The organism is Shewanella jiangmenensis (genome assembly GCF_018596335.1).
GTDB lineage: Bacteria > Pseudomonadota > Gammaproteobacteria > Enterobacterales > Shewanellaceae > Shewanella > Shewanella jiangmenensis.
On the sequence record NZ_JAHEPS010000014.1, the window covers coordinates 1 to 24,407 of the forward strand.

The 24,407-nt window shown below is 56.2% G+C and carries 22 protein-coding genes; 5 read left to right on the top strand and 17 right to left on the bottom strand.

The genetic code is table 11. The features are described from left to right. On the top strand, positions 1–225 hold a 225-nt coding region (locus tag KJI95_RS18535; protein ID WP_214508696.1), incomplete at its 5' end, for a hypothetical protein. 406 nt (positions 226–631) lie between these two features. Here the strand turns inward: KJI95_RS18535 and secA are convergent. Both secA and KJI95_RS18545 read right to left on the bottom strand, forming a co-directional pair. Continuing rightward, positions 632–3,358 (bottom strand): preprotein translocase subunit SecA, encoded by a 2,727-nt coding sequence (gene secA, locus KJI95_RS18540; protein ID WP_214508697.1) that lies wholly within the window; start codon positions 3,356–3,358, stop codon positions 632–634. A 57-nt stretch (positions 3,359–3,415) separates the two neighbouring features. Then, positions 3,416–4,315: a M23 family metallopeptidase gene (locus KJI95_RS18545; protein ID WP_214508698.1), complete on the bottom strand. Its 900-nt coding sequence runs from the start codon at positions 4,313–4,315 to the stop codon at positions 3,416–3,418. A 27-nt stretch (positions 4,316–4,342) separates the two neighbouring features. Here KJI95_RS18545 and KJI95_RS18550 point away from each other — a divergent pair, with 27 nt between their 5' ends. Then, positions 4,343–4,795, top strand: coding sequence for a DUF721 domain-containing protein (locus KJI95_RS18550; RefSeq protein WP_214508699.1), 453 nt, complete (start codon positions 4,343–4,345; stop codon positions 4,793–4,795). Between the two features lie 43 nt (positions 4,796–4,838). Here KJI95_RS18550 and lpxC read toward each other — a convergent pair whose 3' ends face one another. The 15 genes from lpxC to mraZ all read right to left on the bottom strand — a co-directional run bounded on the left by lpxC (position 4,839) and on the right by mraZ (position 21,817). After that, positions 4,839–5,759, bottom strand: a complete 921-nt coding sequence (gene lpxC / locus KJI95_RS18555; RefSeq protein WP_214508700.1) for a UDP-3-O-acyl-N-acetylglucosamine deacetylase — start codon at positions 5,757–5,759, stop codon at positions 4,839–4,841. A 154-nt stretch (positions 5,760–5,913) separates the two neighbouring features. Beyond that, on the bottom strand, positions 5,914–7,095 hold the full coding sequence (gene ftsZ, locus KJI95_RS18560; protein WP_214508701.1) for a cell division protein FtsZ: 1,182 nt from the start codon (positions 7,093–7,095) through the stop codon (positions 5,914–5,916). A 28-nt stretch (positions 7,096–7,123) separates the two neighbouring features. Beyond that, entirely contained in the window at positions 7,124–8,359 is a 1,236-nt protein-coding gene (gene ftsA, locus KJI95_RS18565; RefSeq protein ID WP_214508702.1) for a cell division protein FtsA, read from the bottom strand. Positions 8,360–8,362: 3 nt separating this feature from the next. Beyond that, the gene (locus tag KJI95_RS18570) at positions 8,363–9,220 is read right to left on the bottom strand and encodes a cell division protein FtsQ/DivIB (RefSeq protein ID WP_349356759.1); all 858 of its coding nucleotides are present in this window, start codon (positions 9,218–9,220) and stop codon (positions 8,363–8,365) included. Between the two features lie 122 nt (positions 9,221–9,342). Beyond that, positions 9,343–10,797, bottom strand: coding sequence for a UDP-N-acetylmuramate--L-alanine ligase (gene murC / locus KJI95_RS18575; protein WP_214508703.1), 1,455 nt, complete (start codon positions 10,795–10,797; stop codon positions 9,343–9,345). Positions 10,798–10,806: 9 nt separating this feature from the next. After that, on the bottom strand, positions 10,807–11,889 hold the full coding sequence (murG, locus tag KJI95_RS18580; RefSeq protein ID WP_214508704.1) for an undecaprenyldiphospho-muramoylpentapeptide beta-N-acetylglucosaminyltransferase: 1,083 nt from the start codon (positions 11,887–11,889) through the stop codon (positions 10,807–10,809). Beyond that, on the bottom strand, positions 11,890–13,098 hold the full coding sequence (gene ftsW / locus KJI95_RS18585; RefSeq protein WP_214508705.1) for a cell division protein FtsW: 1,209 nt from the start codon (positions 13,096–13,098) through the stop codon (positions 11,890–11,892). Continuing rightward, positions 13,088–14,407, bottom strand: a complete 1,320-nt coding sequence (gene murD, locus KJI95_RS18590; protein WP_214508741.1) for a UDP-N-acetylmuramoyl-L-alanine--D-glutamate ligase — start codon at positions 14,405–14,407, stop codon at positions 13,088–13,090. The genes ftsW and murD overlap by 11 nt, the downstream gene beginning before the upstream one ends. A 14-nt stretch (positions 14,408–14,421) precedes the next feature. Next, positions 14,422–15,504 carry a phospho-N-acetylmuramoyl-pentapeptide-transferase gene (mraY, locus tag KJI95_RS18595; protein ID WP_214508706.1) on the bottom strand — a complete coding sequence of 361 codons (1,083 nt, stop codon included), beginning with the start codon at positions 15,502–15,504 and terminating at the stop codon, positions 14,422–14,424. Beyond that, positions 15,505–16,872 (bottom strand): UDP-N-acetylmuramoyl-tripeptide--D-alanyl-D-alanine ligase, encoded by a 1,368-nt coding sequence (locus tag KJI95_RS18600; protein WP_214508707.1) that lies wholly within the window; start codon positions 16,870–16,872, stop codon positions 15,505–15,507. Then, complete coding sequence (gene murE, locus KJI95_RS18605) at positions 16,869–18,329, bottom strand: UDP-N-acetylmuramoyl-L-alanyl-D-glutamate--2,6-diaminopimelate ligase (RefSeq protein WP_214508708.1); 1,461 nt, start codon at positions 18,327–18,329, stop codon at positions 16,869–16,871. Before murE ends, KJI95_RS18600 begins: the two co-directional genes overlap by 4 nt. Before the next feature lie 2 nt (positions 18,330–18,331). After that, positions 18,332–20,068, bottom strand: a complete 1,737-nt coding sequence (locus tag KJI95_RS18610; RefSeq protein ID WP_214508709.1) for a peptidoglycan D,D-transpeptidase FtsI family protein — start codon at positions 20,066–20,068, stop codon at positions 18,332–18,334. Continuing rightward, complete coding sequence (gene ftsL, locus KJI95_RS18615) at positions 20,065–20,376, bottom strand: cell division protein FtsL (protein WP_214508710.1); 312 nt, start codon at positions 20,374–20,376, stop codon at positions 20,065–20,067. The genes KJI95_RS18610 and ftsL overlap by 4 nt, the downstream gene beginning before the upstream one ends. Positions 20,377–20,385: 9 nt before the next feature. Further along, positions 20,386–21,327, bottom strand: a complete 942-nt coding sequence (gene rsmH / locus KJI95_RS18620) for a 16S rRNA (cytosine(1402)-N(4))-methyltransferase RsmH (protein ID WP_214508711.1) — start codon at positions 21,325–21,327, stop codon at positions 20,386–20,388. Positions 21,328–21,358: 31 nt separating this feature from the next. After that, positions 21,359–21,817, bottom strand: a complete 459-nt coding sequence (mraZ, locus tag KJI95_RS18625) for a division/cell wall cluster transcriptional repressor MraZ (RefSeq protein ID WP_214508712.1) — start codon at positions 21,815–21,817, stop codon at positions 21,359–21,361. A 352-nt stretch (positions 21,818–22,169) separates the two neighbouring features. Here mraZ and KJI95_RS18630 point away from each other — a divergent pair, with 352 nt between their 5' ends. The 3 genes from KJI95_RS18630 to KJI95_RS18640 all read left to right on the top strand — a co-directional run bounded on the left by KJI95_RS18630 (position 22,170) and on the right by KJI95_RS18640 (position 24,345). Further along, complete coding sequence (locus tag KJI95_RS18630) at positions 22,170–22,982, top strand: hypothetical protein (protein ID WP_214508713.1); 813 nt, start codon at positions 22,170–22,172, stop codon at positions 22,980–22,982. Next, on the top strand, positions 22,979–24,004 hold the full coding sequence (locus KJI95_RS18635; RefSeq protein ID WP_214508714.1) for a PepSY domain-containing protein: 1,026 nt from the start codon (positions 22,979–22,981) through the stop codon (positions 24,002–24,004). Before KJI95_RS18630 ends, KJI95_RS18635 begins: the two co-directional genes overlap by 4 nt. A gap of 68 nt (positions 24,005–24,072) precedes the next feature. Next, complete coding sequence (locus KJI95_RS18640) at positions 24,073–24,345, top strand: hypothetical protein (RefSeq protein WP_214508715.1); 273 nt, start codon at positions 24,073–24,075, stop codon at positions 24,343–24,345. The last annotated feature ends 62 nt before the right edge of the window (positions 24,346–24,407 follow it).

Below are 24,407 nucleotides of genomic sequence, written 5' to 3' on the forward strand. Positions count from 1 at the left end.
AAAGTTTTGGTCTCAATGAATTTCTGCTGTCATGCTCTGCATGAAAACTCTTTCATTGATAAAATCGTTTTGTCGACTTCATCAACCTGCGAGTATCCACACAGATTGCTTGATAAATTTTTAAAGAGCGTGACCGACTTTCATCTGGTCAGGGCTGCGTATTCTACAGAAGCCCTTTTCGGCGTCAAGCCCTTTTTTGAAGAACATTTTCAACTGTCGTTTTAATGTTCGGTGCTCTTGCCCTGACCTGGTGTGCTTGTTACAGCCAGGCTGCTTTCGCTGCCGTTTCACCCTGTCAGTGGAGGCGCATTATAGGGAGTCAGAAATTTCCCGCAAGGGCTTTTTTCATCTTTTTTCGATCTTTTTTGGCTTTATTTATCTGCCCACAAGTCACCCAAAGATTACCCCCAGAGTTATCCACAATCGCGCCATAATCGCTGTTTTTTCGAGCATGGATTAGCCTTGTTGCCGAACGCCTCAGGAAGCTCATGTCGGTTTCAGCCCGATTTGGATTGGCTGACAGATTACATCTATATAGTAAGGAAAAAGAGAACAACCACTGAGAAAGCAAAAAGGCAGCCAATGGCTGCCTTTCTTTGAGCTAATAAGCTTGTGACGCTTATCGACTATATCAGGTCAACTTGCCGTGACACTGTTTGTACTTTTTACCTGAGCCGCATGGACACAGATCGTTGCGACCGACCTTTTCGCCGTCGCGTACGATTGGGGTATGCGCCACCATCTCGGCAAGTTCGCTGTTATCGGTCGCCATGCTTTCAGCTTCAGCATGTTGATACTCTCGCTGGATGCGGGCTTCTTCTTCGCGGCGACGCTCTTCCATCTCTTCAACGTCAGACTGTGCCTGCACCTGAACCTTGGACAGAATTGCAATCACGTCATGCTTGAGGGTTTCGAGCATCTGCTGGAACAGCTCAAACGACTCGCGCTTGTATTCCTGCTTGGGGTTCTTCTGGGCGTAACCGCGCAGATGGATACCCTGACGCAGATGATCCATAGCCGCCAGGTGCTCTTTCCACAGACCGTCGAGGGTTTGCAGCATCACAGCTTTTTCGAACTGACGCAGCACAGGCTCACCCACCATTTGCTCTTTGGCGGTGTAAGCGGTACGCCAGGCGTCCACTACGCGCTCGCGCAGGGTTTCTTCGTGCAGGTCATCTTCTTTATCGAGCCACTGCTGCAGCGGCAGCTGCAGACCAAACTCTTTGGCAAGACGTTGCTCAAGACCCGGTACGTCCCACAGCTCTTCCACCGACTGAGGCGGAATGTACTGGCTGATAAGGCCATCAATCACGTCGGCCTGAATGTTCTGGATGGTGTCGGCAATGCTTTCGGCATCCATCAGCTCGTTACGCTGGGCGTAAACGACCTGGCGCTGGTCGTTGGCGACATCGTCAAACTCGAGCAGCTGTTTACGGATATCGAAGTTGCGGGCTTCTACCTTACGCTGGGCATTTTCGATGGCGCGGGTCACCCATGGGTGCTCAATCGCTTCGCCTTCTTCCATACCAAGCTTTTTCATCATGTTGGTGACACGGTCTGAAGCGAAGATACGCATCAGGTTGTCTTCCATCGACAGATAGAAGCGTGATGAACCCGGGTCGCCCTGACGACCGGCGCGGCCACGCAGCTGGTTGTCGATACGGCGTGACTCGTGACGCTCGGTGCCGAGGATATGCAAACCACCGGCTTCAACCACTGTGTCGTGACGCTGCTGCCAATCGGCGCGGACGGCGGCGATTTGCTCTGGCGTTGGATTCTCGAGTGCAGCGACTTCTGATTTCCAGTTACCACCGAGCACGATGTCGGTACCACGACCGGCCATGTTGGTGGCAACAGTCACAGCACCCGGACGACCGGCCTGGGCCACGATGTCGGCTTCTTTTTCATGGAACTTGGCGTTCAGTACCTGGTGAGGAATTTTTTCCTGATTCAGCAGGCGTGACAGCAGCTCAGACTGTTCGATGGACACGGTACCCACGAGCACTGGCTGACCGCGCTCACGGCAATCTTTGATGTCGGCAATAATGGCCTGATACTTCTCACGGGCAGTGAGATACACCAGATCCGCCATGTCTTTACGCACCATGGGGCGGTTGGTTGGCACAACCACAGTATCCAGACCATAAATGTGCTGGAATTCGAACGCTTCGGTATCGGCAGTACCTGTCATACCGGCCAGCTTTTGATACTGACGGAAGTAATTCTGGAACGTAATAGAAGCAAGCGTCTGGTTTTCGTTCTGAATCCGCACACCTTCTTTGGCTTCAACAGCCTGGTGCAAGCCTTCAGACCAGCGGCGACCCGGCATGGTACGGCCGGTGTGCTCGTCCACAATCACCACTTCACCATTTTGCACTACGTAGTCCACATCCTTTTCGAACAGGGTGTGGGCACGCAGCGCGGCGTTAACGTGATGCAGGCGGGAAATGTTGGCCGCAGAATAGAGAGAGTCGCCTTCGGCGAGCAGGCCGGCTTCAACCAGCAACTGCTCGACTTTTTCCTGACCGCGTTCGGTCATGTGTACCTGACGTGACTTCTCGTCGATGGAGTAGTCACCCTCACCCACGAATTCCTCACTGTCTTCTTTGTCCTGACGAATGAGATGCGGGATAAGCTTGTTAACTCGTATATACATCTCGGAGCTGTCTTCAGCAGCGCCTGAAATAATCAGCGGGGTACGGGCTTCATCGATAAGGATGGAGTCCACTTCGTCGATGAGCGCGTAGTGCAATGGACGCTGCACGCGATCATTTGGCGAAAACGCCATGTTGTCGCGCAGGTAGTCAAAGCCGAATTCGTTGTTGGTACCGTAGGTGATGTCGGCGTTGTAGGCCGCCTTTTTAACGGCATGGCTTAAACCCGCCACGTTAACACCCACAGACAGACCGAGGAACTCAAACAGTGGACGGTTGTTTTCGGCGTCGCGGCGTGCCAGATAGTCGTTCACGGTGATCACGTGTACGCCTTTGCCTGTCAGCGCATTGAGATATGCCGGCAAGGTTGCCGTCAGGGTTTTACCTTCACCGGTGCGCATTTCAGCGATGCGGTTACTGTCGAGCACCATACCGCCCATCAGCTGCACATCGAAGTGACGCATCTCGAACACGCGCTTGGACGCTTCACGCACAGTGGCAAAGGCTTCGGCCATGATGTCATTGAGTGATTCGCCGCCTTCGAGGCGACGCTGGAACTCGGCGGTCTTCGCTTTGAGCTCTTCATCGGACAGCTTTTCGTATTCAGCTTCCAATGCATTGATTTTTTGAACGACCTTGCCCAGTTGCTTTAAGGTGCGGTCGTTACGGCTACCAAAAATTTTTGTCAGTAATTTACCAAACATCTGAATACTTATCTCAATGAAGGCCAAGTCCCTGGTCGAGTACAACAGCCAAAGTTGTTAACCTGCCCTGCGGTAGACATATTTCTGTGGGTCAACATGCTGACCCGCCCGCAACACTTCATAGTGAACATGAACACCGGTCGAGCGACCGGAATTGCCCATGGTGGCAATTTTTTCACCCTTGGCAACCACATCACCTACAGCTACTGACACCGTTTTATTGTGGCCATAGCGGGTGCGCAAACCATTTCCATGGTCTATCTCCACCAACTGGCCATAACCGAACATGTCTCCGGCCCATGTCACCACCCCTGCGGCAGTGGCGACAACACCGGTACCCTCTTTGCCGGCGAAGTCGATGCCTTTATGCATGGTTCTTCTACCGGTGAAAGGGTCATTGCGTATACCGTAGGGCGACGAGAGATAGCCTTTGCTGACAGGGCGCCCTGATACAAAACGTTCTTGATCCATATGGAGGTTGGCTGCCACAGTTTCAAGTAGCGCCAGCTGAACGTCGTTGTTATCAATTCTGGAAGCCAGCTTATTCATGTCGTCGATAAGCTGGTTTAATTCGATGGCAGAACCAAGATCGCTCGGACCACCCACACCGGCTTCGGCGGAGAAATCAAACTGATCTTCGAGCTGATAATTCTGGGCAACCTGCTGACCGAGCGCCTCAAGGCGGGTCACTTTGGCCTGCATACGGGCAACGTATGTCGTCAGGGTTGCGAGTTGGGTTTCAGTGGTTTCCTTGAGTTTCATGACCTCAAGTTTTTGGTTTTCCCGCGCCTGGCGTTCGTTATCGACGCTGGCCTGCTGGTTTTCAAACCTTGCACTGTTGTATTGATAGAGTCCGGTGCCCGATACGAGCAACAAAACCGGCAGCAGCAACCATTGTTTACCGAGTTGCCAGCGGGTCACACCGCTGCGACCTTGAATAAAAACTGTTACACTCATAGCTTCTGTCAGCCATCTTCTTATTGAATGAAAAAGTTACCTCAGGACCTTGCTGCCCTCGTACACAATGCCGGAACGCTGCCGGACATCGCCGAAAAGGCAGAGCTGCTGAACAATCTGGATCAGATGTTGAAACAGATGGTTTCAGGTCCAGTCGCGGAGCAACTCAAGGTAGCCAACCTCCGCCACGGTACTCTCGTTATAGAAACGACAACGGCCTCGTGGGCCGCGCGGATCAATTTTCAAAAGCCAATGCTTCTAAAGCAACTTCAGGCCGAAACGCTCCCAATGCTCACCGCTATTGAGGTTAAAGTCAACCCAGCGCTGGCACAGTATCGACCAAAAACCCAGGTAAACACCAATCAACTGAGTGAAACCGCCGCCGCGCACATCGAGGCGCTGGCCGAGCACACCCCGGGTTCCCTGGGCCAGAAACTGAAACGGCTGGCAGCATTGGCCAGCCGTCACAGGCAATCTTAAAACTGAATTTAACGTCCGGCTTTACACTGCCGAACGTTAACAATCAGGCAAATACAACGTTGCCCGGCATGGCGAAGCTGACCGGGGCATCGGCTTCTTTATCAAAGCTCACCAATTCCCAGGCATCTTCGGCGGCCAGAACAGCCCTGACCAATTGATTGTTCAGGGCATGGCCGGTCTTGTAGGCACAGAACTCACCGATAATGGCGTGACCGGCAACGTACAGGTCGCCGAACGCATCCAGGATCTTGTGCTTAACAAATTCGTCCTCATAACGCAGGCCATCGGGGTTGAGGACGCGGTATTCATCAAGCACAACGGCATTTTCCATGCTACCGCCCAGTGCCAGGTTGTTGGCACGCAGATACTCGATATCGCGCATAAACCCGAAGGTACGGGCACGGCTGATATCTTTCACAAAGGCAGAAGAGGAAAAGTCCATCACCATATGCTGTTGGCTGCGGGCAATTTCAGGGTGGTTAAAGTCAATGGCAAAGTTGACTCTGAATCCCTGGAACGGACGGAGTTCCGCCCACTTGTCGCCGTCTTCCACACGTACGGTGCGCTTGATACGCAGATATTTTTTCGCGGCGCCTTGCTCTTGAATACCGGCACTTTGCAACAGGAAAACGAAGGGGCTGGCGCTGCCGTCCATAATCGGGATTTCAGGCGCGTCCACTTCGATAATGGCATTGTCGATGCCAAGACCTGCAAGTGCAGCAAACAAGTGCTCGATAGTTGAAATGCGAACTGCCGCATCGTTTACCAGAGCAGTACACATGGTCGTTTCCCGAACCATATCGGCCTTGGCTGGAATGGCCACGGCTGGGTTCAGGTCGGTACGCATCAGTACTATCCCTGTATTGATGGGCGCGGGTTTAATGGTCAAAGTCACCTTGTTACCGGAGTGAAGTCCGACACCGGTGGTCTTTACCATCTGTTTAACTGTTCTTTGAAATATCATGCAGTTACCCGTTTTACATTCAACAATTCACTGTTATTCAGGCAGTCGTAATCGACAGCCTAAACACCGGCTGGTCAGACATGCTACCACAGTTCTGGCATTTCACCAAAAGTCGGCTACTTTGCCAGCGCTCTGTCTGTACCGCTTAATTTACTCAGTCTGCCTGCTTACGCAGGAAGGCTGGGATATCCAGGTAATCAAGCTCGTTCTTTGGCGCCGGCGCAGGTTGTGGGGCTACCGCTGATGGAACAGCGTTACCCTTGTGCACTGGCTGGGCATGGTAGGCCACTTCTTCGGCGTACACATCATGCTTTGGCTCAACCACGACAGGCTCTGGGCGCGGCTGCGCTTTTGGCACCAGCTGGATATCTGGCTTCTTGTCAGCGCCGATACCGGTAGCAACCACGGTTACGCGCAGTTCATCGCTCATTTCAGGGTCGATAACGGCACCTACCACCACAGTGGCGTTGTCAGAGGCATAGGCCTTAACGTGGTTACCTACAGTCTCGAACTCTTCGATGGTCATGTCCATACCGGCGGTGATGTTCACCAGTACGCCGCGGGCGCCGGCAAGATCAATGTCTTCAAGCAGCGGGCTGGCAACAGCAGCTTCAGCAGCTTCTTCAGCACGGTCTTCACCACGGGCCACACCGGTGCCCATCATGGCATTACCCATTTCGGACATAACGGTTTTCACGTCGGCGAAGTCGACGTTAATCAGACCGGGACGGGTAATCAGCTCGGCAATACCCTGCACTGCGCCAAGCAGTACGTTGTTGGCGGCAGCGAAGGCATCCAGCAAGGATGTGCCACGGCCCAGCACCTTGAGCAGCTTTTCGTTAGGGATGGTGATGAGCGAGTCCACATTCTTGGCAAGCTCGGCAATACCCTGCTCGGCATAAGCCATACGCTTTTTGCCTTCGAACGGGAATGGTTTGGTCACCACGGCTACGGTCAGAATGCCTTCTTCTTTGGCAACCTGAGCCACAACCGGTGCGGCACCCGTACCCGTACCACCGCCCATACCGGCAGCGATGAAAATCATATCCGAGCCTTTGATAGCGGCGCGGATGGCTTCTTTGTCTTCTTCAGCAGAAGCGCGGCCCACCTCAGGGTTGGCGCCAGCGCCCAGGCCCTTGGTCACGTCGCGGCCAATCTGGATGGTCTGGCCGGCGGCTGACTTGCGCAGCGCCTGTGCGTCGGTGTTGGTTGCGATAAACTCAACACCTTCGATATTGTGCTTAACCATATGTTCGACGGCATTGCCACCGCCGCCACCGACGCCGATGACTTTGATCACCGCCTCGTCAGAATGAGTATCCATGATCTCAAACATGGTCTAAATCTCCGTTTGCCTGCGTTAGTTAAAATTCACCTTTAAACCAGCTCTGGACCCGATTCCAGACACTGGTAACCCCCTGACGCTGCGGACGCTCGAACTGACGTTCAATCACCCGGCGCGCGCCATAATGAAGCAGCCCCACCCCAGTGGAGTAGATGGGCTGATCCACATATTCGTATAACCCTTTGACCGGCAGTGGCGACGCCACCCGTACCGGCATGCCAAACACGGCTTCGGCCACATCGACCGCGCCTTCAATCGAGGCGGTGCCGCCGGTCAGTACAATCCCTGCCGCCACCTGATCTTCCAGGCGGTTGGCACGAAGCTCTTTAAGCACCAGCTCAAACAGCTCCTGATATCTTGGCTCCACCACTTCGGCCAGAGTGTGGCGCGACATGGTGCGCGATGGGCGACCGCCCACAGATGGCACTTCAATACTGTCTTCACGGCTGACCATGGCACTTCTGGCGCTGGCGTACTGCACCTTGATTTGCTCGGCATGGGACAGCGGTGTTCTGAAAATCTTGGCGATATCGCTGGTCACCTGATTGCCCGCCACCGGCACCACGGCGCAGTGACGCAGGGCGCCGTTGGAATACACAGCGATATCTGTCGTGCCGCCGCCCACATCGACCAGGCACACGCCCAGGTCTTTTTCATCGTTGGTCAGCACGGCTTCGGCGGAGGCAATGCCGGAAAACACCAGGTCGTCGACCTTAAGGCCGCAGCGCTCCACACTCTTGGTAATGTTTTTCGCCATGTCGTTGGCGCAGGTGACTATGTGCGCCTTGGCTTCCATGCGCATACCCGACATGCCGATTGGGCTTCTGATCCCTTCCTGCACATCAATGGCGTATTCCTGTGGCAGCACGTGCAGAATGCGACGCTCTGTCGGGATCTTCACCGAGCGGGCAGTGTGGATGACGTTGTCCACGTCTTCCTGGGTCACTTCTTCATCGTTGATAGACACCATGCCGCGCTCGTTCTGGCAGGCGATGTGCTTGCCCGAAATCGACAGATACACAGACGATACCTGACAGTCGGCCATCAGTTCGGCCTGATCCAGCGCGCGCTGCACACTGCGCACGATAGAGTCAAGGTCGTTCACACCGCCCTTGTCCATGCCACGGGAAGGGTGATTACCAAGACCCACAATGCTGATCTCTCCGTCAGGCATGACTTCACCGATGATCGCAGCGACCTTGGCGGTTCCTATGTCCAATCCGACTATCAGATTTCTATCCTGGTTCTTGGTCATCAGTTAACGACTCTCTTGTGTTGTCTCATTCCAGCCTACGGCCAATCCTGTGTCGTAACGCAAATCGACCCGAGCCACTGCCTTGGCCTGTTGGGTCAGGGTCGGGTATACATTGATAAATCGCTGTATACGCGCCATTTTGTCTTCTCGGCCCAGCTCGAGCGTGATGCCATTTTCAAGCACGGCAATCCACGCGTGTCGTGGGCTCAGGCTCAGGCTTTCAAGCCCGAAACCGTTAATTCTCAGTAACTCTTCTATCTGCCGGTATGCCTTAAGCACCTCGGCCGACATATTTTCCGGCCCCGACAGCTTGGGCAACCCTTCAAGCTCCGGCCTTGATGGCGCGCTGAAGGCTTCACCGCTCTCATTGAGCCAGTCCATGCCGTTCCAGCGGGCCGCGACTTTCTGCTCCTGCAGATGCACCTTAATCCGCGCCGGCCACACCCGTCGCACCGAGACCTCATGCACCCAGGGCAAAGCCTTGATGGTCTTTTGGATCTCACCCACATCGGCACTGAAAAAGCTGCGCAGCATCAGGCTTTCCATCGCCTTACGGATATCATCATCCGTGGTGTAGTGCCGGTCGCCGTTGATCATCACCGCCTCAATCGGCACCGCCTCGGCATCATTGAGCAGTTCGTACAAACGCGCACCGCTGTAGGCAAACATCCCCACCACCAACAGAAAGAAACTGAAGCCGGTGATGAAATACCAGTTAAGCGCCTTTACCTTGGGCCAAATCGGCTCACGGGGCGGTTTCTTCTGGCGCTGCCTGTCACGGCTGCGGACATCCCGACTGCGCATGTCGCGGCTTGGCTCTGCCCGGCCGGCTCTGCGTCTGGTGTCCTGTCTGTCTGTCACTCTTGCCAAGGCCAAATCCCTCAGAGGCCCGCCAACGGGAAACCGACCATTATATAGACCCGCGATCTCAGGTCAAAGGCCAAGGGGAACAACAAGTTAACTGGTGAAAATTTCAGCAGCATTCAATTGTTGTCCGCCTGGTCAAATCCAAGCTGGGTCTTGGCCAACTGCTTGGAGAGCGCACCGATATTGCCCGCGCCCTGACACAGCAGCAAATCACCATCACCCAGTACATCCGGCAACACCCCGGCAAGCAATTCAGGGCTTGCCACAAAAATCGGCTCCAGCTGACCGCGCTGACGGATAGAGCGGCACAGCGCCCGGCCATCGGCACCCGGAATAGGCGTTTCACCGGCGGCATACACCTCGAGCAGAATCAGCTTGTCGACCTGCGACAATACATCCACGAAATCTTCATACAGATCGCGGGTGCGGGTATATCTGTGGGGCTGATACGCCATCACCAAACGCTTGTCCGGCCAACCGGCGCGGGCGGCCTTGATGGTGGCCAGAACCTCACTTGGGTGGTGGCCGTAATCGTCAACCAGCATCACCTCGCCCTTTGGCGTGGCAAACTTACCCAGATGCTGGAAGCGGCGGCCTATGCCCTGGAACTCGGCCAGCGCCTTGACGATGGCGTCATCTTCAATGTCATCCTCGGTGGCCACGGCAATGGCGGCAAGGGAGTTAAGCACGTTGTGCTGGCCGGGCAGATTCACGGTCAGCGCCAAATCGGCTTTGCCCTTGCGACGCACGGTAAAGCTGCAGCTGTGGCCCTGCTGAACAAAGTCCAGTGCGCGCACGTCGGCATCTTCGCTGAAGCCATAGGTCACCACATGGCGGCCGATACGTGGGATAAGCTCGCGCACCACTGGGTCATCCACGCACACCACGGCCACACCATAGAACGGCAGGTTGTGCATAAAATCCACAAAGGTGGACTTGAGCTTTTCGAAGTCACCGCCATAGGTATCCATATGATCGGCTTCGATATTGGTCACCACAGTCACCATGGGCTGCAGGTGCAGGAAGCTCGCATCACTCTCATCGGCTTCGGCAATCAGATAACGGCTGGAGCCCAAACGCGCGTTGGTACCGGCACTGTTAAGCAAACCACCAATCACGAAGGTCGGATCACGGTCGGCCTGGCCGTACACGCTGGCAATCAGACTGGTGGTGGTGGTTTTGCCGTGGGTACCGGCAACCGCTACGCCATGGCGATAGCGCATCAGCTCCGCCAGCATCTCGGCGCGGCGCACCACAGGGATGCGCTGCTCTTTGGCGGCAACCAGCTCTGGGTTGTCCTGTTTGATGGCAGTGGAGACCACTACCACATCCACGTTTTCAATGTTTTCGGCGCCATGACCAATAAAGATCCGCGCGCCCAGACCACCCAGACGCTCAGTAACGGCATTCTCGGCAATATCCGAGCCGCTTACCTGATACCCTTCGTTCACCAGCACTTCGGCGATGCCGCCCATGCCGGCGCCGCCAATCCCCACAAAGTGAATGCGGCGCACCCGGCGCATTTCCGGGATCATGGTACGAAGCTGTCTGTACTTCTCTGTCTGTGTCATAACCAACCTTTATTCAGCAAGCTCGCGGCACACGCCGGCCACTTGCTCGGTAGCATCCAGCACGGCCGCAGCCCGTGCCCGCTTGCCCATCCGGGCCAATTCTTCTCTGTCGTTGCCAAGCAGGCGCAGTTTATCGGCCACAAGCTCGGCGGTCGCTATGGGTTGCGGCACCAAAAAGGCGGCGCCTGCATCAACCAGCACTTTGGCATTCATGGTCTGATGGTCGTCCACCGCCAGTGGATACGGCACCAGAATACTGGGAAGCCCTACCGCTGCCAGCTCAGAGACAGTCAGCGCACCTGAGCGGCACAGCACCACGTCGGCCCAGCGATAGGCCGCTTCCATATCGTCGATAAATTCAGCCACCTGCACGGCGCCGTCCTGACCAAGTTCCTGATAGGCCTGTTGCACCGCGTCAAGGTTGCCGCGACCGGTCTGATGCCACACCACCACAGGCTGCTCTTTGGCAAGCTGGCTGGTGACTTTGGGCATCAAATCGTTAAACACCTTGGCACCCAGACTGCCGCCAACCACCAATACTTTTAATGCTTCGGTGCGGGTTTCGCGCTCGGCGCCGCCAAGGGCAACCAGCTCTTCGCGAATGGGATTACCCACAGTCTCGCCAGCCGTGCCAAACGCCCCTTCAAAGGCGCACAGCACCCGCGAGGCAATGCGCGAAAGGATTTTATTGGTCATGCCGGCGATGGCGTTTTGCTCGTGCAGCACCAGTGGAATGCCGCACAGTCTGGCGGCAACCCCGCCCGGACCGCTGGCAAAACCGCCCATGCCGAGCACCACATCCGGTTTAAAGCTCTGAATAACACCACGGGCCTGCAGCACTGAGCGCAGAATTTTTACCGGCGCGGCCAGTTTTCTAAGCAAGCCATTACCGCGCACGCCCTGAATATCGATAAAGTCGATATCAAACCCATGCTGGGGAACCAGACGGGCTTCCATCCGGTCGGCGGTGCCGAGCCAGCGCACTTGCCAGCCTTCGGCGGCGAGCTTGCGAGCCACCGCCAGCGCAGGAAAGACGTGACCGCCGGTACCACCGGCCATCACCAACAACTTTTTCCCGTTCCGTGGACCCATTTAGAGTCTCCCCTGTACTGCCTGAACCTGGCTCAGGCGTTTTTCATAATCGATTCGAAGCAGTAAGCACGCGGCATTGGTCATAACCCACAGGCTCGAGCCGCCATAACTGATAAAGGGCAAGGTCAAACCTTTGGTGGGCAACATACCGATACTGGCGCCCACGTTTACCACGGTCTGGAAACAGATCCAGATGCCGATGGCGTAAGCAAGATAGCCTTCGAAGGCGCGGTCAAGACCGAGGCACTCGTTACCGAGGCGAATGGCCCGCAGCGCCACAAACAACAGCACCGTCAGTACCACCACGATGCCGATAAAGCCAAGCTCTTCACCAATCACCGCAAAAATAAAGTCGGTGTGGGCTTCGGGCAGGTATTCGAGCTTCTGAATGCTGTTACCGAGGCCTCGTCCAACCCAATCGCCGGCACCATACGCCATCAGCGACTGGGTAAGCTGATAACCCGTGCCGAACGGATCTTCCCAAGGGTCCATAAAGGAGGTCACCCGTCGCATCCGGTAAGGCTCGAGCACTACCAGCGCCACAAACGCCATCACCCCGGCAAAAATCAGCATAAAGAAGTCGAGCAGACGGGCACCGGCCAAAAACAGCAGCCCCACTGTGCCCACAAACAGCACCACCACGGTACCCAGGTCAGGCTGGGCCAGGATAAGCAGCGCATACAGCGCAAACACCGCAATCGGTTTATAAAAGCCCTTGGCGTTTTCGCGCACTTCCTGCAGCCGGCGCACCAGATACCCCGAGAGGTAAATGGCAAACACCAGCTTGGCCATCTCGGCCACCTGAATACGGATAGGGCCGACACTGAGCCAACGTTTGGCGCCGTTTACCGTGGTACCGACCACCAGCACCGCCAGCAGCAGCACAAACACCCCAAGCAACAACAAGGGGCTGTATTTCTGCCAGGTGGCCATCGGGGTGCGCAGCACCACGGCAGCAATCACCACGCAGCCCGCCAGATAAAAGGTGTGGCGGTAAACAAAATGGAACGGGTCGTCCTTGAGGCTCTGGGCTTCCGGCATCGAGGCCGACATCACCATCACAAAGCCAAAGGCAATCAATGACAGCACAGCCGCCAGCAGCGGCTGATCGTACAGCTGATTGGCAGACGACTGACTGCCCCCCAGCCATTTTGACCAGAGACCACTACCGCGCTCAAAGAGCTTCAGCTGTGAGCTGTCAGATGCCATAGACCCGTTCCACGTTGGCGCGGAAATCCGCTCCGCGCGCCATAAAGTTGCTGTACATATCAAGGCTTGCGCAGGCCGGAGACAAGAGCACTATGTCCCCCGGATTGGCAAGCGCCTTGGCCTTGTCCACCGCCTCGGCCATGGTTGAGACTTTGATGGCACCGTCCTTGAGCGCGGCAATCTTGTCACCGTCGCGGCCAAGGGTAATCAAATGGGTAACGGCATTCAGCGCCTCGCGCAGCGGCTCAAAATCGGCGCCTTTGCCATCGCCACCGGCGATAAGGATGATGTCACCGAGATGATCACGCAGGCCATTGAGCGCAGCCACGGTCGCGCCAACGTTGGTGGCCTTGGAGTCGTTGACCCAGGCGATATTGTCGTGATTGGCAACCAGCTCGCAGCGATGGCTAAGCCCGGTAAACTCACGGGCAACCCTGACCATGGCCTCGCGGGAAACACCCGCCGCTTCGCACAGCGCCATGGCCGCCAGCAGGTTGGCGTGGTTATGGGCCCCAATCAGCGCCACATCCAGCAAGGTCATGATTTCGCTGCTGCCGTGGTACACCTTGCCATCCATCAAGCCCCAGTCGTCGCCCTCGGGAATGCCGAGGCCAAAGGTGGTGCAATGGCACGGATCGTTTGGCTTGGTCGCGTCATCGTCGCGGTTGTAAACGCTGATTTTGCTCTGGGGATACAGGCGCATCTTGGCCTGACGATAGGCCTCGAGGTCGGCGTATCTGTCCATGTGATCTTCGCTGATGTTAAGACAGGTCGCGGCGATGCAATTCAGGCTGTGGGTGGTCTCAAGCTGGAAGGATGACAGCTCAAGCACATAAAGCTCTGCCGGCTCCAGCAACAAGTCCAGCGCCGGTACCCCAATGTTGCCGCCAACGGCTACGGCCTTGCCGTCAGCCTTGGCCATTTCGCCCACCAGGGTGGTCACGGTCGATTTACCGTTGGAGCCGGTGATGGCAAGCACGCAGGCCGGGCGGTCGGCAATCTCGCGGGCAAAAAGCTCCACATCGCCAATCACTTCGATACCCATGTCGAGCGCGGCGCGCACTTCCGGGGTATCCACGGCGATACCGGGGCTGATGATAATTTGCTGCGCCTGCACCAGACAGCGGCAATCAAAGCCGCCGGTCACCAGCGGCACATCGGGAAACTCTTTGGCCAGCACGTCCATGCCGGGCGGCTGGCGACGGCTGTCCATCACCAGCGGCACTATGCCTTTGCGGCTTAAAAAGCGCACCACAGAGAGCCCGGTTGCACCCAGGCCCAATACAACGTGTGAATGTGGCTTATTCAGCGCCAGTCCCATAATTACCTCAGCTTCAGCGTGGCAAGGCCAAGCAGCACCAGAAACAGTGAAATAATCCAAAAGCGCACGATAACCCGTGGCTCAGGCCAGCCTTTCAATTCGTAGTGGTGATGAATAGGCGCCATGCGGAAAATGCGCTGGCCGCGCAGCTTGTACGAGCCCACCTGCAGGATCACCGACAGGGTTTCCATCACAAACACGCCGCCCATGATCACCAGCAGGATTTCCTGACGCACCAGCACCGCAATGGTGCCAAGGGCTGCGCCCAGCGACAGTGAACCCACATCGCCCATAAATACCTGAGCGGGATAGGTGTTGAACCACAAAAAGCCCAGACCGGCACCGACAATGGCGGTACAGACAATCACCAGCTCCCCGGCACCCGGCAGATACGGGATATGCAGGTAGTTGGAAAACTGCACGTGGCCAGACAGGTAAGCGATAATCGCAAAAGCGGCCGCCACCATCACAGTGGGCATAATCGCCAGACCATCCAGACCGTCGGTGAGGTTTACCGCATTACTTGAACCCACAATGGTGAAGTAGCACAGCACGATAAACATCAGCCCAAGCTGCGGCAGTATGTCTTTAAAGAAAGGTACCACCAGCTGGGTTTCGCCCGGGTGTTTGGCAGAGTAAAACAAAAACACGGCAACCATCATGGCCGCCAGTGATTGGAAGATGTATTTCCAGCGCGCAATCAATCCCTTAGGGTCTTTACGCACCACCTTGCGGTAGTCGTCGATAAAACCAATCAGACCGAAAGACGCCAGCACAAACAGCATCACCCACACATAGCGACTGCTGAGATCTCCCCACAGCAGCACGCCCATAAAGATGCCGGCCAGGATCAGCAGGCCACCCATGGTCGGTGTGCCACGCTTGCTGAAATGCGACTCGGGGCCGTCGTTACGCACCACCTGACCAATCTGCAGCAGCTGCAGACGCTCAATCAGTTTTGGGCCCCACCAGAGGCTGAACATGAGCGCCGTGAGCAGCGCCAGAATCGCCCTGAAGGTCACATAAGAAAACACGTTAAACCCGGAATAAAACTGGGTCAGATATTCGGCCAGATAAACCAGCATTTACTTTAACTCCCCGCGCCCATGGGCGGCTGTTAGGGCCTCGACAACCCGCTCCATGGCGGCGCTGCGTGACCCTTTTACCAACAGGACGACATCCCCGTTAATCCCGTTGATATGACTGATTAATGTCTGAACCAGAGCGTCCAGTTGCTCAAAGTGTTCGCTGCCGAAAGCCTGGCTGGTGTGGCGACTCAATTGCCCAAGACAGAACAGACCATCCAAACCGGCCTGTTTTGCCCGCTCACCCAGGCCCGCGTGCAAAAGGGCAGCATTGTCGCCCAATTCGCCTAAATCGCCCAGTACCAAAATGCGATTTGCGTTAATTTCTTTCAGCCAGTCGATAGCCACCCCAACCGAGTTGGGATTGGCGTTGTAGGTGTCGTCCACCACAGTGATGCGACCAAGCGATACCGGCACCATTCTGCCTTTCACCGGCACCAGGGTTTTAAGGCCTGAGGCCACTTCATCAAGGCTTATTCCCAGCGCAATACAGATAGACGCGGTAGCCAGGGCGTTGTGCACCTGATGGCGACCGGCGAGCGGCAATTCCACCTGCACATGGCTGCCGTTGTGACACAGCAAAAAGCGGTGGCGACCAAAGGCATCGCTGCTGACTTCACGGGCGGTGACATCGGCGTTGTTGCCAAGGCCGAACTTGAGCACTTTTTTGCCCTTGAGCTTGGCGAGCATCACGTCGACGTACTTGTCATCGGCGTTAACAACGCCGGTACCTTCGGCGGCAAGGTGTAAGTAAATTTCAGATTTGGCCTCGGCCACACCGGCCTCGGAGCCAAAGCCTTCGAGGTGCGCGCTGCCGACGTTATTCACCAGCGACACCAGCGGCCGCACCAGCGACGAGGTGTAATCAATCTCGCCCTTGTGGTTGGCGCCGAGCTCAAACACGCCGTATTCGTGCTGTGCTTCGAGGCGCAGCAGCGTCAGCGGCACGCCGATTTCATTGTTGAAGTTACCGGCGGTATAGAGCACCTGATGGCGCTGAGTAAGCACAGCCGCCACCATTTCTTTCACGCTGGTTTTACCATTGGAGCCGGTCAGCGCAACGCTGATGGGGTTGACCCGGTCGCGTACCAGGGCACCAATGCGCCCCATCGCTTTCTGGGTGTTTTCCACTACGAGCTGCGGAATGGCAAATGGCAGCTCACGCTCAACCAGCAGCGCAGAAGCACCACCTTCAATGGCTTTTTCAGCAAAATCATGGCCGTCAAAACGCTCACCCCGCAGTGCCACAAACAGACTGCCGGGCGCCATTTTACGGCTGTCACTGTCCAGACGGGTCACGGTGACATCGGCACCGCACAGACGACCTGCGGTGGCAACAGCCAATTCGGACAGATTCAAAGGGATCACAGGCGTTCCTCACTCAGCGCTTTTGCCAGCGCGCGTTCATTGTAATCATGTTTAATTCCGGCCACTTCCTGATAGGTTTCATGGCCTTTACCGGCAAGCAGGATTAGGTCGCCAGGCTTGGCACTGGCCACCGCGAGCCTGATGGCCGCAATGCGGTCGGCTTCCACCAGCGCCTTATCAAGGTCGCGAATGCCGGCTTTCATATCGTCCAGAATGGCGTGGGGGTCTTCGCTGCGGGCATTATCTGAGGTCAGCACCAGGCGGTCGGCAAAGGCTTCTGCCGCAGCCGCCATCAGCGGGCGCTTGCCCTTGTCGCGATCGCCGCCGCAACCAAACACTATCCAAAGCTCGCCCTGACAGTGGTTGCGGGCTGCCTGCAATGCTTTTTCGATCGCATCCGGCGTGTGCGCATAGTCCACCACCAGCGACAAACCATCGGCGCTGGGGAAACACTCCATTCGGCCGGGCACAGGCTTAAGCTTGCCGGCTGCTGCAACCAACGCTGCCACATCAACACCAAGCTGCGCCAGCGCGCACAGGGCGGCCAGCAGGTTTGACAGGTTAAAGGCGCCGAGCAGGCCGCACTCAAGGTCAAATTCACCGGCAGGACAAATCAGCCGCGCTGAAAAGCCGGCATGGTGAAAACGCGCATCGTCAAAGCGCCACATGGCGCTCGAATGTTGCTGGCAGCTGAAACCAATGGCCTGCCCCATACCGGCAAACCACTGCTCGCCCACGGCGTCATCAAGATTAATCACTTTCGCCTTGAGGCTGCCAAAGGAAAACAGTCGACGCTTGGCGGCGGCATAGTTGTCCATGTCGCCGTGGTAGTCGAGATGATCGCGGCTTAAATTGGTAAACACCGCCACTTCAAAAGGTACGGCTTCAACGCGGCCCTGCACCAGGCCATGGCTCGATACTTCCATGGCGCAAACACCGGCGCCGGCGCGCTCAAAGTGCTGCAGATCGGCCATGATCCGCACCGGATCGGCGGTGGTATTGCCCACATCTTCAAGCTCGCCCCACAGGCCGTTGCCAAGGGTGCCCATGACGGCTGCGCGCTGACCGAGGATTTCAACCAACTGAGCAATCAGTTGGCTGACCGAGGTTTTGCCATTGGTACCGGTAATGCCCACAGTGTGCAGCTTGCCGGGGGTGAGCGGATAATACTGGCGCGCCAGTGCCGACACCTGACGGCTTAACTGAAAAAAGGCGATGACCAGCCCCTGCTCGCGGCTGACCTTGCCGTGCTCATTCGGATCGTCCGTGTGCACCAGCGCCGCCGCAGCGCCCTTGGCGAATGCTGCAGCGAGATAGTCGCGGCCATCGGACTTGTGGCCGGGCACGGCCACAAACAAACCACCGGCTTTGACCTGACGGCTGTCCAGCGTTGGCTCAAGCACAGATTCTGTGCCGGAGTAATGAAACCAGGGGGCGAGTAAATCTTTGAGTAACATTGTTATTCTGCTCCCAGTCGATTTGCGGCCATTTGCGTTTGCTCGTCTTTGCTGATGGGTTCAACGTTCAGCATCTGCAGGGCACCGGCCATGACTTTGCTGAATACCGGCGCCGACACATCGCCGCCGTAATATTTGTCGCCCTTGGGCTCGTTAATCACCACGGCAATCGCAAGCTTGGGGTTATTGATGGGCGCAACACCGGCAAAGCTCGCCATGTAGTCGTCGCCATAACCACCTGCAACCGCTTTACGGCTGGTACCGGTTTTGCCGGCCACCGGATAGCCCTCGATATGGGCTTTACGGGCAGTGCCGCCCACTTCGGTAACACCGGCCAGCATATTGAGCACATCGTTGGCAACGCGCTCGGAAATCACCCGCTGCCCTTCCGGCTTTTGCTTTAACTTAAGGATTGATGAGGGATAGAGCATGCCGCCGTTGCCGAGGGTCGCGTACATGCGCGCCAGCTGCAGCGTGGTGGAGGTCAGGCCGTAGCCGAAGGCCAGGGTCGAGCGCTCAAAGTCAGACCAGCGATGCTTTTCCTGGATAACGCCCGCGCTTTCACCCGGCAGGCCGATGCCTGAGTAGTTACCCAAACCCACCGAGTAATACATGCCAAGCAGCTGTTCAACCGGCATACCCAGCGACAACTTGGCCACGCCCATGTTGCTGGATTTCACCAGAATTTTGGCAAGCGACATATCGCCGTAGTTGCTGTGGTCACGCACTTGACGGCCGCCAATCCGCATCCAGCCGGGAGACGTGGGGATAATGGCATCGGGCTTCACGGTACCGGCTTCGAGCGCCGCCGCCACCACAAAGGGCTTCACAGTCGAGCCAGGCTCAAAGGTGTCGGTCACGGCGCGATTGCGCATCTTGAAGCTTTGCCAGTCATCACGGCTGTTGGGGTTAAACGATGGGGTGTTGGCCATCGCCAGCACTTCGCCGGAAGTAACGTCTATTACCACCACAGAGCCCGAGGTGGCCTGATGCATCTCGGTAGCGCGCTTAAGCTCGCGGTAGGCAAGCTGCTGAATGCGGTGATCGATACTGAGCACCACGTCGTTGGGGCTTTCACCCTCCTGAACTATATCAAGTTTTTCAACTACATGGCCGTCACGGGATTTACGCACTTTCTGTTTGGACGGAGTACCGGTCAGCCAGTTGTTGTAGGTGCTTTCAATACCTTCGATACCGAAGTCATCGATATTGGTCACGCCAACGAGCTGCGCTGTGATTTCACCGGCAGGGTAATAACGGCGCGACTCAGGCTTTAAATGCACGCCGGGGAGTTTGAGCTGGCGGATATATTCGGCAACCGCCGGAGTCACCTGGCGTTTAAGGTAGGTAAAGCGTTTGGATGGGCTGTCTTTCACCCGGGAAATCAGCTCGGACGGCTTTTCGTGCAGCACGTCGGCCAGCGCTTCCCAGCGACGCATGTCGTTGAAACCGCCCTTTTCACTCACTTCTTTCGGGTCGGCATACACGGCTTGAACCGGCACACTCACCGCCAGCATTTCGCCGTTTCGGTCGGTAATCAGGCCGCGCTGCACCGCATTGCTGCTGGTACGCAGGGTGCGCATGTCACTCTCGCGCTTAAGCTTGTCCGGCTCAATCAGCTGGATATAGGCTGCGCGCCCCACAAGGCTGGTAAACAGCAGACAGACGAACGCCACCACCACGTACAAACGCCATGGAATGGGCTGAGCCTTCAGGTTGCGTTTTGCCTGCTTACTCATGGCACTCTCACAACCACTTCTTCATTGGGAAGGGGTCTGACCATATTCAGTTCCTTTGTCGCTATCCTTGTTATCCGGCTGTGCTCGGCTAACGATTGCTCTTCGAGCAGCAAGTTACGCCACTCGATGTCCAGTCTGTCTCGCTCCTGCTGCAGCTGCGCCTCTTCAGAGGTGAGCTGGCGACAGGAATGACTTGTATATACAACTGCCATTCCGTTGAACATCACCACTACAGCCAATGAAAACAGCCATTTGTGATGCCAAAGGTCCATCAGGACAATGCGCGGCAGATCCAGCGGCTTGCTCATCCTTTAACCTCAGTCGCTCAGACGTTCTGCTACCCTGAGCACCGAGCTGCGGGCTCTGGCATTACGTTCAATTTCTTCATCCGACGGCATCATCGCCTTGCCGATGGGCATCAGCGTGCGCGATTTGTTCAGCTGTGCCTCGGTCACAGGCAAACCGTGGGGCACTTCCTCACCCTGGCTGTGACGGCGGATAAAGCGCTTCACAATCCTGTCTTCCAGTGAATGGAAGCTGATAACCGACAGGCGCCCGGCGGGAGCCAGTACCTTTACCGCGCCCTCAAGAGCCTGATCGATTTGCTCAAGTTCGCTGTTGATATAAATGCGAATGGCCTGAAACACCCGGGTGGCCGGATGCTTATTGCGCTCTTTGCTTTTGGCAACGCGGGCGATGAGGTCAGCCAGTTCTTTGGTGCGGGTAAACGGAGTTTGCTCGCGGTCGGCGGCAATACAGCGGGCGATATGGCGGGCATTACGCTCTTCACCATAGGTTTTGAACACCCAGGCCATGTCTTCCACTTCGGCGCGGGCCAGCCACTGGGCAGCAGTTTCGCCCTGGGAGTTATCCATCCGCATATCGAGCGGACCGTCGCGCAAAAAGCTGAAGCCACGGTCGGCATCGTCGAGCTGTGGCGATGACACACCAAGATCCAGCAGCACGCCGTCTATCTTACCCACCAACCCCAGCTCGGTGACGTAATCGGCCAGCTGACCAAAACCACCGTGGACGATTTGAAACCGGCTATCGGCCGCAAACTGCTCGGCAGCCTTAATGGCCTGAGGATCGCGATCGATGGCAATAAGGCGTCCATTGGGGCCAAGGCGGGACAAGACCTCGCGCGAGTGGCCGCCACGGCCGAAGGTGCCGTCGATATAAATGCCGTCCGCACGAATGTTGAGACCATCGACAGTCTCTTTCAGCAGCACGGACAAATGGGCGAATTCCTGGCTCATTGCTCTCTTCTTATTTCCCTGGGTTCACTCATCAGAGTGAAAAATCTGCAAGACGCTCGTTTGCCGCCAAATCCTCTGCGCGGATAATGTCCTGCGCATCCTGAATTTGAGCCTGCCAACGTTCTTCGTCCCACAGTTCAAATTTATTAAGTTGTCCCACCAGCATGGCCTTCTTATCCAAGTGGGCGTACTGGCGCAGTGGCGGCGGCAACAGCAATCGGCCGTTGGCATCCATATCCACTTCATGGGCATAACCGAGCAACATCCGCTTAAGCGCGCGCTCAGTGGGTTGGGTATCTGACAGTTTCAGCAGCTTAGCCTCAATCAGGCTCCACTCGGCCGCCGGGTAGATCAGCAAACAGCAGGATTGAATATCGACCGTGATAACAAGACGACCGGCGTGCTCAGACAACAAAGCATCACGGTATCGCGTCGGAACAGCGATCCGTCCTTTGGTATCCAAATTGATTGCACTCGCGCCTCGAAACACTGTTTGATGGCCCCCATCGAAGTTGTTTGATCCACAAAGATCCACAATTTCCCACGATTGCTAAGTGTAGGGACAGTGCGCAACCTCTGTCAAGGGTGCAAAACAGCGATAAATCCAGACAGGAAGCGGCCTCGCGCCATGTTCCAAGAATGTTGTTCAAGTGGGAAAAAGTGGCTGCTTTTTGCTAAACGGTGGAAAAAACACACATTAAATAGCAGTCAAAAAACCAGTATCCGGCTGCGCCGGTGGGGCTTGGGCCCAATTTCCAGCCAAAAGGTGGATTTTGACCCTTGAATTGGTCGTTACAAATCTGTGAAGATGCGTGACACCTTCGACTGATCCAAGCAGAAATATGACTTCGATCACCCAAGTACGACGCCTGCACCGGCTACTCGCCCCCATTATCGGGTTGCAACTCCTGCTCTGGAGTCTGAGCGGCGCCTATATGGTACTGACAAATATCAGCGATATTCATGGGGATTTTCTTATCAGCGAGCCACAGCTTGCGATTGAGATAGAGAAGGTAAGCTACTCATTTGCCGCCGTCGGCGCACAATTTCCGGACGCCACGCAAATCCGCCTCAAACAGACATCATCCGGCCCCGTGTATCTTTTGCGAAGCCAGGGTCGCCCCCTTGCCATATCGGCACGTACAGGTGAACCCTTACCCATACCGGACGAAGCTCAAATCCGTAGTTACGCAAAACTTGTATATACAAGTGACGATTCCATTATCTCGGTGACAAAGTTCGAGGACACAGCCCCCGCTGAAATCAATCCAAGGCTGCTGCCGCTGTGGCGGGTCGATTTTGATGCGCCGCTCGTGCCGAGCCTGTATTTTTCAGCCACCACGGGAGAGCTTGTCGGTAAGCGCCATCATGGCTGGCGCCTCTTTGACATCATGTGGATGTTGCACATCATGGATTACGATACGCGGGAAAACATTCACAACAACCTGCTGCGCATAGCCTCAGCGCTGGCCTTACTGCTCGCTCTCAGCGGCTCAGTGCTTGCCTGGCGCAGTATCAGGGCACCGCAGCCGCCAGGAAACGAGCGAGAGGAAGACGAACAGCAGGGAGTCAAGCAACAAAGAGCCGAGCAACAGGGAGACAGGAAACCGAGAGACAGGAAACCGAGAGACAGGCAACAGGGAGCCGAGCAATGAGCGCGCTGAAACTGCACCGCATTGTTGCCGCCGTGTGTGCGCTGCAGATGTTGCTCTGGTTAGGCTCTGGGCTCGCATTAAGCCTTATCAGCGAAGATTATCTGGATTCTGGCGCTTTTCGAACCGAGCGCACAGCCCCGAACTCTGATGCGGCAAAGCCAATTCCGCCCGGCGCGCTGCCGGGTGATGTGCTTGAAATCAAAATGGATTACCTGCTCGAGCGCCCCGTATATCGCCTTAAGCTGGCATCAGGTAACAGCAGCCTATGGGCCGACACCTTATCGCCACTGGTGCTAAGCGACGATGCGCTTAAGCAAATTGCCGCCGCCAGCATCAGCGCGCCGCTTACTGACACTATAGACTATGTTGCCGGTGACAGCATCGGCTTTCCTGACATAGCGCGGGTCGCCCTGTTCAAGGCGCAAACCGCGCGGGACACCCGGGTGCTGCTCGATGCGGACAGTGGCGCAGTGCTTGCCCACAAAGACCAAGGCTCAGATCTGAAAGAGCTGCTGCTGATGCTGCACTTTATGGATTACGCCCCCGGCAACGGTATCGGGTTCAATGCCTGGCCAATCCGACTCTTTGCACTACTGACCTTGATGATGGTGCTGTCGGGCCTTGTCTCCCTCTACCAGAAATGGCAAGCGGGCTATTTTCGACTTTCGAGCGGCAAATCAGCCACCACCGACCTGATAGTTGAAGATTGCCAGGGCCGCGAGCTTGGACGCTTTGCGCCAAGGGCCTCATTACTCGACACCATCAATGCCGATGGCGACAAACTGCCGACCCACTGCGGCGGCGGTGGCAGCTGCGGTATGTGTGCGCTGATGTTTATCGAGAATCCCCCCACGCCTACGGCTGCCGATATCGACAAATTGGGGCAAAGGGTCGAGGCAGGAATGCGTCTTGCCTGCCAGCACGGTCACTGCGGCGGCAGGGTCAGGCTGATCAGCAAGGGGCAAGAACGTTTTTGGCAAAAACATGCACCAAGCGAACCCGCCTTTGATAAAAATGTCTAAATAATAGACACCTTATGCCGATATAAGAGATAGAAGGGTTAATCGGCAAGCAAAGGAGGCAGGTAATAATGAGTGGACTCGACGCCATCTACGCCATGTTGGCGCAACCGGTAAAGGTAACGCTGGAGCGTCGCCGCCGGGTAAAACAGCTCGACAATGACACGGCTATCGACAAAGACAGCCACGAGCCGCCGCAGTCGCAGCTTCCGCCCGATGCCAACCCTGCCCAGGCCAATACCGCACCAGCGGATGACAACCAGCGCCCACGTGAAAGCGTGAATAAACCCTTAGTTGAACGCCGCTCCCGCCGCACCGGCAGAAACATCGACATTGAAGTGTAAAGCGGCCGCCTGACCTTAAGGCGGCCCACAGGGTTGATGGCAGGATGATTATTGCCATACGA